The organism is Aeromonas sp. 604282 (assembly GCF_049170575.1).
In the GTDB taxonomy this organism is placed as follows: Bacteria; Pseudomonadota; Gammaproteobacteria; order Enterobacterales; family Aeromonadaceae; genus Aeromonas; species Aeromonas veronii_A.
The window spans coordinates 54,040-63,310 of the sequence record NZ_JAAKMV010000020.1; the positions used below are offsets into that span (position 1 = coordinate 54,040).

Genomic DNA, 9,271 nt, shown 5'->3' on the forward strand with positions numbered 1-9,271 from the left:
AGGATAGCGAACAGCCTGTGCAGCCCCCCGCACAACGTCGCTTTGGTTAGCTCCGGTTGCTCGATCCTTCGGGCAACCCACTCTCGAGAGGTCTATGGATGGAATTGGAACTGGTTACCCTGTTTGCCCTGTTCGGTGTGGCGCTTGTTGCCGGCTTTATCGATGCCATCGCCGGTGGCGGTGGTCTGCTGACGGTGCCTGCTCTGCTGGCCACCGGCATGCCCCCCGCGCTGGTGCTCGGCACCAACAAGCTGCAGAGCAGTTTTGGCTCCTTCTCCGCCACCTGGTTCTATGCCCGCAAGGGGTTGCTGGAGTGGGCCATGATCTGGCCTGCGGTGATCTGCACCTTTATCGGTGCGGCTATCGGCACGCTGGCGGTGCAGACCATAGACGCTGCCATTCTCGAGCGTCTGCTCCCTTTCCTGCTGATGGCCTTTGCCTGCTACTTCTACTTCTCGCCGCGGGTAAGCGATGCCGAGAGCTCCCGTCGTCTCACCCCCATGCTGTTTGCGCTGCTGGTAGGGGGCGGTGTCGGCTTTTATGACGGCTTCTTCGGGCCCGGCACAGGTTCGTTTTTTGCCATTGGTTTCGTGGCGCTGGCGGGCTTTGGCATGGCGCGCGCCACCGCCCATACCAAGCTGCTCAACTTCACCTCGAATATCGCCTCCCTGCTGTTCTTTGCGCTCGGTGGCAAGGTGGTGTGGAGTGTCGGCTTCTGCATGGCGCTGGGGCAGTTTATCGGCGCCCGCTTCGGCTCCAAAATGGTGCTGAAAAAAGGTGTGAAGCTGATCAAGCCGCTGCTGGTGACCGTCTCCCTGCTGATGTCCGCCAAGCTGGTGTGGAGCCAGTATCCCGAGCTGTTTGCCTGGATCTGAGTTGTGGCGACTGTGTGACAAATCAGATGTTTACGGGGCCCTCGGGCCCCGTTGTCATATCTGGTGTTTTACAGAGCTAACGTGGTAAGTCGCTGCGGTGGCGAAAGTGTTGGTGCAGGGCGCTAACCAGCCTGGCGATCCGCTCGCGCTTTAGGCTGTTTGGCCGGTAGACCAGATGCAGGGGACGGCCCAGCCCGAGCAGTTGGCGTGCCATCTCCCCCTGTTTTCCCACCAGTCCCAGCAGGCCAGCGGGGAGCAGCACAGGGCCAATACCTGCCTTGGCGAGTTCGATGAGCGCCAGATAGGAGTCGAGCTCCATGGCGGGTTCCAGCCCCAAATCAGCCAGCGGTTCGCGCAGGTAGCGGTTGGAGGGGTTCTCCAGATCCATAGTGAGGATCTTGCACCTGCTTTCTGCGCTGGCTGGCGGCAGGCTCTGCTGCTCCTCGCCAACCAGATAGAAGGGCTCTTCCAGTAGCAGATCTGCGCCGAGGCCATGGCCGGGAGGGAGCCGACCGGCGCAGATGCCGAGCAGGGCATCACCGCTGCGCACCCGCGCCAGAATGACCGGCGTATGGTGGGTGGAGAGGGCAAGGTGGGGATCGCGCTCCAGATAGTCGCGCATAAAGTGGGCGAGGTAGCCTGCCAGCAGGGTTTCGGAGCAGGCGATGGGGAGGGGGCTCTGATCCGCCAGATCCTGGCTATCGGCCAGCACTCCTTTCATCTCGGCCAGACTCGGGGCCACTCGTTCCAGCAGCTCCTTTGCCTGCGGGGTGAGGCGGATCTGGCGCCCCTCCGGCTCGATCAGCTTCTTGCCAAGGCGCAGCTCCAGCTGGGCAATCCGCTTGCTCACCGCCGACTGGCTGATATAGAGGCGACTGGCCACCTTGGCCATGGTCCCTTCACTCGCCAGCAGGCTCAGCGTCTCCAGCCCTTCCAGTAACATCTCGCCCCCTTGTTTATCGCCATCAGGATCGTCACAGATTGATCAGCGCTACCTTAGGGGCTGACTGGCTCAGGAGCAAGGGTCGTTTGCTGCCTTGGCCGGTCGAATGCGCCACTCGCTCAAGGGCGGCGCGAAGATCACCAGATTGCCGATGAGGCTGATCACTACTCCAGCCACCGAGACCGGCTGCCAGACAAAGCCTTCATAGAAGGTGGAGAGGGTAAGCGCCACCAGCGGAAAGAGCACGGTGGCGTAGGAGGCCTTGCTGGCACCGATGCGCCCCACCAGCGTCAGATAGGCGGTAAAGGCGATCACCGAGCCAAACAGGGCGAGGTAGACCATGGCCGCCAGATAGTGGCCATCGGTTGGCACCATCAGTTGCTGCCCGAGCAATGTGACCCAGCCCAGCAACAGCACCACGCCGTAAACCATGCCCCAGGGCACCAGTTGCAGTACGTGGTAGCCGTGGCGCTGGCCCCGGGCCGAGACCAGATTGCCCAGCGAAAAGCAGAGGGTGCCGCAACAGGCGAGCAGCAGCCCCTTCCAGCCGTTTGTACCCAGTTGCGCATTTGCCAGCACCGGCCAGAACAGTAACAGGGTGCCAAAGAGCCCCAGCAAGGAGCCTTGCAGCCAGCGCAGGGTGGGGCGCTTGCGCTCGAACAGCCAGAGGTTGAGACCGTTGAAGATGCTGGCACTGGCGAAGATCACCGCCGACATGCCGCTCGGGATGTAACGGGTGGCGTGGTAGAAGCAGAGAAAGTTGGTGGAAAAGAGCAGGGCTCCGAGCAACGCGGCGTAACGCTGGCCGTGCAAGGGGAGGCGTGGAAAGCGGCCGCTGGCGGTGAGCAGGGCAAACAGTGCCACCGCTGCCAGCAGGAAGCGGTAGAGCACCGACACCTCGATGGGGATGGGGCCAAGTTGCCAGGCGATGGCAATCCAGGTGCTGCCCCAGATAAGCACGGTGGCGAGATAGAGCATCAGGTTCATCACAGTTCCGGTGAGTCAGTGAGAGGTATGACCCACTATGGGGCGGGTCCTGATGGCTGGATTGCACCATCTTGCGGTTTTTCATCGTCACACGCTGTCATCTGCGGGCGTGGTCGGTAAGATGGATGGCTGCGGGATAACCCGTACACATTTCCAGAACAGTTGGCAGGGGCGAATGAAAACAGCAGGGGTATTTGACGCACTGGTCAGCACCGGCGCCCGGCTGGAGGACGCCTGCTGGCTTGAACCCGGGCTTGGCGTCGCCAGTTGGCGCAACTGCTATGACCAGACCCGCTATCACAAGCCGGGCCACCACACCCTGAGCGTGTATCTGCAAGGAGGCGAGCAGACCGAGCGACTCGATGGGCCGGGTGGCCACGGCGGCACCGGCAAGGTGTGCATCATGCCGGATCACCACAGATCCGAGTGGCTGGTGCGCGAAGAGTTTCGCTTCTTTCATCTCTACTTCACCCCGGCTCACCTCACCCGTATTGCCGAGGAGGCGTGTGACAAGGAGGGGCGCCACCTGCAACTGGTGGACAAGACCTTTATCGACGATCCGCAGGCGGCCAGACTGGTGCAGCGCCAGTTGATGCAACTGGAGTGGCAGCACGGGGTCGATCGGCTGGCACTCTCCCACGGCGCCTGGATGTTGATCCTCCACGCCTACCGCCACCACACCGAGGAGGCTCCCGGTTTGCCGCCTCTACGCGGCGGGCTGGCGCCCGTGGTTATCAAACGGGTGCAGGAGTATCTGCAGGCCCATCTGGCCGACTCGGTCACGCTGGCAGAGCTGGCTCAGCAGGCTGGGTTGAGCGAGTACCACTTCGCCCGCATGTTCGGCCAGAGTCTCGGCTGCCCGCCCCACCGTTATTTGCTGGGGCTACGGCTCAAACGGGCCAAGCAGCTGTTGGCTGGCCCCGAGCCGCTGGCCAGCATCGCCAGTCAGTGTGGCTTCTCTTCCCAGGCCCATTTCGGCAATCGTTTTCGCGAGGCGTTTGGTTTGACGCCGGGGCAGTGGCGGGCACAATTGTCATCTTCCCGTCACAGATAAGCCTGAGACTTTGGGCAAAAGAGGTGTACTCTCTACCACTCATCCATTGAAAGGAATGCCCATTGAATTATCGCAAACGTCAAATTCGTACCCGTCATCTTTGGTTTAGCCACTGGAATGCCCCGCAAGATCGCACCGCTGTTGTTACCCCTCCCGAACCTGCAGTGCCTCACAGTTCACGTTGAAAAAGCCCGGCTGCCGATAGGATTTTTCCGGTAACTTTGCCACTATTGTTCAATCTGAGTGACGTGGACATTGCTGGATGTTTCTGGAACGTATTGAAGTAAAAGGTTTTCGCGGTATAAATCGTCTTTCGCTCGGGCTGGATCACACCACAGTACTGATCGGCGAGAATACCTGGGGCAAGTCGAGCCTGTTGCGCGCCCTCTGGTGTCTGCTGGGGCAGAATGCCGAGCCCTATCAGTTCACCACCGATGATTTTCACCAACCGGAAGATCCCGAACTGGCTCCTTCGCGTCATCTGCAACTGGTGCTCACCTTCAGTGAACACAGGCCACAAATGTGCCAGCACTCCCGTCGCCTGGCTCGCCTGGGCGCTTCCTGGGTGCTGCACAAGGACAAGTTTCATCGTATCCACTATCGTGCCAGCGCCGAGCTGCAAGCGGATGGCTCGGTACTCACCATTCACGACTTTCTCGATGGGGTTGGAAAGAGTCTGCCTATTGCCAATTCTCACGAGCTGGTCAGCCTGCTGATCACCATGAACCCGGTGTTCCGGCTGCGGGATGCTCGCAGTGCTCGCAACGGGGTGGAAACCTTGCAGTGGGGAGACCTCTCGGAGCACAGACTCAGTGAACTGGCCGACAAGCTGATCGATGAGCCCCAGCGTATCGGCGAGCCGGAGCTCAAAGAAGCATTGCAGGCAGTGCGCCAGCTGATGGATCACTATTTCAACGCTCTGGCCCCCATCAAGAACAAACCGCGCAGCCAGCGTGACATCATCAATCGTCCCATGACGCTGCGCAATCCTGGCAACCTGCACACCCTGCTGCGCCATGCCGATAACCGCACCCTGCAACTGGCGATGGCCGGGATGGCGGCGACCCTGCTGCAGGCGCGAGGCAATCGCGAGCTGGAGGAGGGGGCTCGCCCCATCATGATCCTCGAAGATCCCGAGAGCCGCCTGCACCCCACCATGCTGGCGCTGGCGTGGGGGCTGCTGGAACAACTGCCGGGCCAGAAGCTGCTCACCACCAACTCGGGGGACTTGCTTTCTTCACTGCCGCTCAATCAGGTACGACGACTGGTGCGTCGGCAGCAGGATATCCTCTGTCACCAGCTGGGGGGCGAGCGCTACAGCAGCGACGATCTGCGCAAGATCGCCTTCCATGTGCGGATCAACCGCCCGATGTCGCTATTTGCCCGTTGCTGGCTGCTGGTGGAGGGGGAGACCGAAATCTGGTTGCTCTCCGAGCTGGCCCAGATCTGCGGCTACAGCTTGCGGGCCGAAGGGGTGCGGATCATCGAGTTTGCCCAGTGCGGCCAGTCGCCGCTCATCAAGGTGGCGCGGGATTTTGGCATCGAGTGGCACCTGCTCACCGATGGCGACGAGGCGGGGCTCAAGTATGCCGCCTCGGCCCGCGGTCAGCTCAAGGGCGAGCGGGAGCGGGATCGCTTGACCCAGCTCCCTGCCGCCGACATCGAGCACTACCTCTATCACAACGGCTTTGAGGCGGTGTTCCGGCGCGAGGCCGGGGTGGGTGGGCGCGCCATGTGGAGCGCCAGCCACATCATCAACAAGGCGATCCATCACCGCAGCAAGCCGGGGATGGCGCTGGCGGTGGTGGAAGAGGCTGAGCGGCTAGGTGCCGACCATATTCCGCCGGTGATCCGCCAGATGTTTGCCCGGGTGGTGGCGCTGGCCCGCGGTCAGGGCTGAATCCGGCGCCGCATCCCGTCACTATGGGCATGGCTGCCAGCAGGGCGCCCTTCAAGGTGGGCTGTGCTGGCGGAAATTGCCCCGGATTGTTTGCCCCTGATCGTTTGTCACGATTGGGGATAGCCGCAGGTTTGGGTATACTCGCCCACTCTTCTCTGGCGCCCCGCTGGCGCACTTCGAATCCTTGCTGCTGGAGGCATCATGTTCGTCCAACTCCCTTTTTGGCTCTTTCCCCTCACCGGACTGATGGCGCTCGGCGCGCTGATCGCCCTTGGCATCGTGCTGTGGCGCGGTGATCTCTGCCCCGGCCAGCGTTCGCGGATCAGTCAGCAGCTCTTCTCCATCTGGGTTATTACCGCTCTCTCTTTGATGCTGGCGGTGGAGGCCAAGGCGGCCAGCTGGCTCATCTGGAGTGGTGGTATTGCGCTGGTGTCGGGGATCGGCCTCTCGCTCGCCCAATCCCGGCTGGAAGGCAAACGTTCAGTCCCCTCGACGCTGCTCTGGTTACCGGCGTTGCCCCTCGCTGTGTATGGCGTCGGGCTGCTGCAACTGCAGGGCTGGGTGAGCGGTCTGCTGCAGATGGCGATGCTGGGGGCGGCGTTTGCCCACCTGATGTTGCTGCGAGCCCGTCATCGCCTCACTGCGTTCAATACCTTGCTGCCGCTGGCTGCGCTGGCGGGCGCCATGGCCAGCCTTGTCTGGCTGGCCGTGCTGGTGGGCTGGCAAGGGGCTGAAGCCAATCTCGATGCTTTGATCCCGGCGGTGGTGACACAGGCTGCGTTGCTGGTGGCCTCTCTGCTGCTCTGGTTCAGCCCGCTCTACTTGCAGCGTGATACCGCGCCAGTGGTGGTCTCCACCTCCCTGTGTGGCCTGCTGATCGCCCAGATCGCCGCTACCAGCGTGTTGCACCAGCTGATCTGACACTGGCGCTGAAAAGAGAAAGCCCCGAGCCAAGGTCCGGGGCTTTTTCATATCTGACTCCGAGAATCAATAGAAGTCATCGGCCCCGCAGATAAACAGGCAACTGCTGCGTGGCTGGGCGAGATACTCTCTGGTCAACCCTTCCAGCGGCATGCCGAAGGTGCAGATATCTTGCGGCGAGGGGAGGGCGGTATCGAGGATCCGCCGCCAGTAGCCGCCGACTCCCTTGGGGGGGCTGGGCAGGTTGAAGGTGAGGGGCTCCCAGTATGCGTTGAACAGTACATAGAGTGCCAGCTTGGTTTCGCTCGACAGGGCCGACATGGCGATAGCATGGGAGTGGGGACTGAGGTCTGGCTGCATGGCATTGACGCCGTGCCAACAGATCTCGCTGTGCCGCAGGATCTCGGTGAGCGACAGCGGCATGCTCTCCTGCTCCGGGCGTTGGAACAGGTGTTTGCGATATTGGATCAGCTCCTTCATAAAGCGGAACATCTCCTGGCTGCGGGGAGTTGGTTGCCAATCCATCCAGCAGGTCGGGTTGTCCTGACAGTAACCGTTGTTGTTGCCGTGCTGGGTGCGCAGCAGTTCATCCCCCATCAACAGCATCGGGGATCCCACCGATAACAGGGTTGCCACCATCATGTTCTTGGCCTGGCGCGTGCGCAGGGCGTTGATCTGGGGATCTTCCGTTACCCCTTCATGGCCGTGGTTCCAGCTGAAGTTGTGATCACAGCCATCGCGGTTCTGCTCACCGTTGGCCTCGTTATGCTTGTTGTTGTAGCTGGCCCAGTCCCACAGGGTAAAGCCGTCGTGGCAGGTGACGAAATTGATACTCTTCTCGGGATCTGCGTGGTGATAGTGGTAGATGTCGGGACTGCCGCAGAGCCGCTCGACAAAGGCGGTGACGCTGTTGTCATCCCCGCGCAGAAACCGGCGTACGTCGTCCCTGAACTGGCCGTTCCACTCACGCCAGCGGGCGCCGGCCAGTGACCCCACCTGATAGAGTCCCCCCGCATCCCAGGCTTCGGCGATCAACTTGATATCGGCAATCTTGGGGTCGGTATCTATGGTACGCAGGGTCGGGGCATTGGCTTGGGGCTGACCCGATTCGTCCCGCGACAGGATGGCTGCAAGATCAAACCTGAAGCCATCGACGTGCATCTCCTGACGCCAGAAGTGGAGGCTGTCCATGATCATCCGCAGCACCACCGGATGGGCGCCGTTGAAGGTATTGCCGCAGCCCGAATAGTTGGTGTCCTTCTGGTTGTTGTCGAGGATGTAGTAGGCCTCGTTGTCGATGCCGCGAAACGAGAAGGTGGGGCCATCATCTCCCCCTTCGGCGGTGTGGTTGTAAACCACGTCCAGGATCACCTCGATATTGGCCTTGTGCAGCGCCTTGACCATGTCGCGAAATTCGGTCAATGGATCATCGCCGCGGGCGTATTGGGCGTGGGGGGCGAAAAAGGACATGGGGCTGTAACCCCAGTAGTTGGAGAGTCCTTTGGGCGCATCCTGAGGATCGAACTGGAACACTGGCAGCAGCTCGACGGCGGTGACGCCGAGAGATTGCAGATAGGGGATCTTCTCAATCAGCCCGAGATAGGTGCCACGCAGCGCCGGATCGACCCCGGAGCTCGGGGACTTGGTAAAGCCCCCCAGATGCAGCTCGTAGATCACCGAGCGGGAGAGGGAGTGAGCGGGCAGTTTGTCTCCTTCCCAGTCGTAGTGGCGAGTATCGACCACCTTGTTCTTGGCGCAACAAGCCAGATTGCTGCCTGGACGGGCCGCCGCCCATCGATCGTAATTGGCGCCAAGCTCGATGCTGCGGCCGTAAGGGTCGAGCAACACCTTCTCGGCATCGAAACGGGTGCCGCCATATGGGCGCCACGGGCCCTGAATGCGATAGGCGTAACGTTGCCCGACCGAGATCCCCTCCACATGGATATGCCAGTAGTAGGCGGTGCGGTTAAGGCGCGGGGAGAGGGGGATCACCTCGGGGGTCGCATCGTCTGCGCTTGCGAAGAGCAGCAGTTCGACCCGGCTGGCGAGGCGTGCCCAGATCGCAAAGTTGACGCCGTTACTGTCGGGTGTGGCCCCCAACTGACGGCAGTGACCGGCGGAGATGCGCATATTCTACCTACCCAAAATGAGGAGTGTTCACCTCATTGAGTGTAGTGCCGGATGCCTGGCAAGGACTCGATTGCCTGAAAAAACAGCATGATGCTGCTAATGACCGCACTATTTGTCCGATTAATCTACGAATAAACTTTTTTTGAGATATTTACTTGCAATCTGTGCGCTGGCGCCTATTATTGGCGACCTCAGACGCGGGGTGGAGCAGCCCGGTAGCTCGTCGGGCTCATAACCCGAAGGTCGTCAGTTCAAATCTGGCCCCCGCAACCATCTGAGATCCTGACCAGTCAAGCCGGTGTAACCGGTTGGTGGAAAAGGAGAAATCGAACTGGCTACTGCTCGGCCACTTCGAGAAAAATTCGGACGCGGGGTGGAGCAGCTCGGTAGCTCGTCGGGCTCATAACCCGAAGGTCGTCGGTTCAAATCCGGCCCCCGCAACCAACTCTTTCGTCAGCTTG

Annotated in this window: 7 protein-coding genes and 2 tRNA genes; 6 read left to right on the plus strand and 3 right to left on the minus strand. The window is 61.1% G+C overall.

The genetic code is table 11. The annotated features are described in order from the left end of the window. Positions 1-98: 98 nt before the first annotated feature. Positions 99-875, plus strand: coding sequence for a TSUP family transporter (locus tag G5367_RS19265; protein WP_005333472.1), 777 nt, complete (start codon positions 99-101; stop codon positions 873-875). Positions 876-951: 76 nt separating this feature from the next. Here G5367_RS19265 and G5367_RS19270 read toward each other — a convergent pair whose 3' ends face one another. Next, a complete protein-coding gene (locus G5367_RS19270; protein ID WP_421244987.1) occupies positions 952-1,818 on the minus strand; it encodes a LysR family transcriptional regulator in 867 nt (288 codons plus the stop codon). 69 nt (positions 1,819-1,887) lie between these two features. After that, complete coding sequence (locus tag G5367_RS19275; protein ID WP_421244988.1) at positions 1,888-2,805, minus strand: DMT family transporter; 918 nt, start codon at positions 2,803-2,805, stop codon at positions 1,888-1,890. Positions 2,806-2,980: 175 nt separating this feature from the next. Between G5367_RS19275 and G5367_RS19280 the strand changes: the two genes are divergently transcribed. The 3 genes from G5367_RS19280 (at position 2,981) to G5367_RS19290 (ending at position 6,680) form a co-directional block, all read left to right on the plus strand. Next, entirely contained in the window at positions 2,981-3,859 is an 879-nt protein-coding gene (locus G5367_RS19280) for a helix-turn-helix domain-containing protein (RefSeq protein ID WP_421244989.1), read from the plus strand. Between the two features lie 262 nt (positions 3,860-4,121). Further along, a complete protein-coding gene (locus G5367_RS19285) occupies positions 4,122-5,759 on the plus strand; it encodes an ATP-dependent endonuclease (RefSeq protein ID WP_421244990.1) in 1,638 nt (545 codons plus the stop codon). A 201-nt stretch (positions 5,760-5,960) separates the two neighbouring features. Continuing rightward, entirely contained in the window at positions 5,961-6,680 is a 720-nt protein-coding gene (locus G5367_RS19290) for a hypothetical protein (RefSeq protein WP_421244991.1), read from the plus strand. 66 nt (positions 6,681-6,746) lie between these two features. Here G5367_RS19290 and glgX read toward each other — a convergent pair whose 3' ends face one another. Then, positions 6,747-8,810, minus strand: coding sequence for a glycogen debranching protein GlgX (gene glgX, locus G5367_RS19295; protein ID WP_421244992.1), 2,064 nt, complete (start codon positions 8,808-8,810; stop codon positions 6,747-6,749). Positions 8,811-9,006: 196 nt separating this feature from the next. Here glgX and G5367_RS19300 point away from each other — a divergent pair. Together G5367_RS19300 and G5367_RS19305 are read left to right on the plus strand one after the other, a co-directional pair. Next, a tRNA-Met gene (locus G5367_RS19300) sits at positions 9,007-9,083 on the plus strand. A 94-nt stretch (positions 9,084-9,177) separates the two neighbouring features. Then, positions 9,178-9,254 (plus strand) — tRNA-Met (locus G5367_RS19305). Positions 9,255-9,271 lie beyond the last annotated feature (17 nt).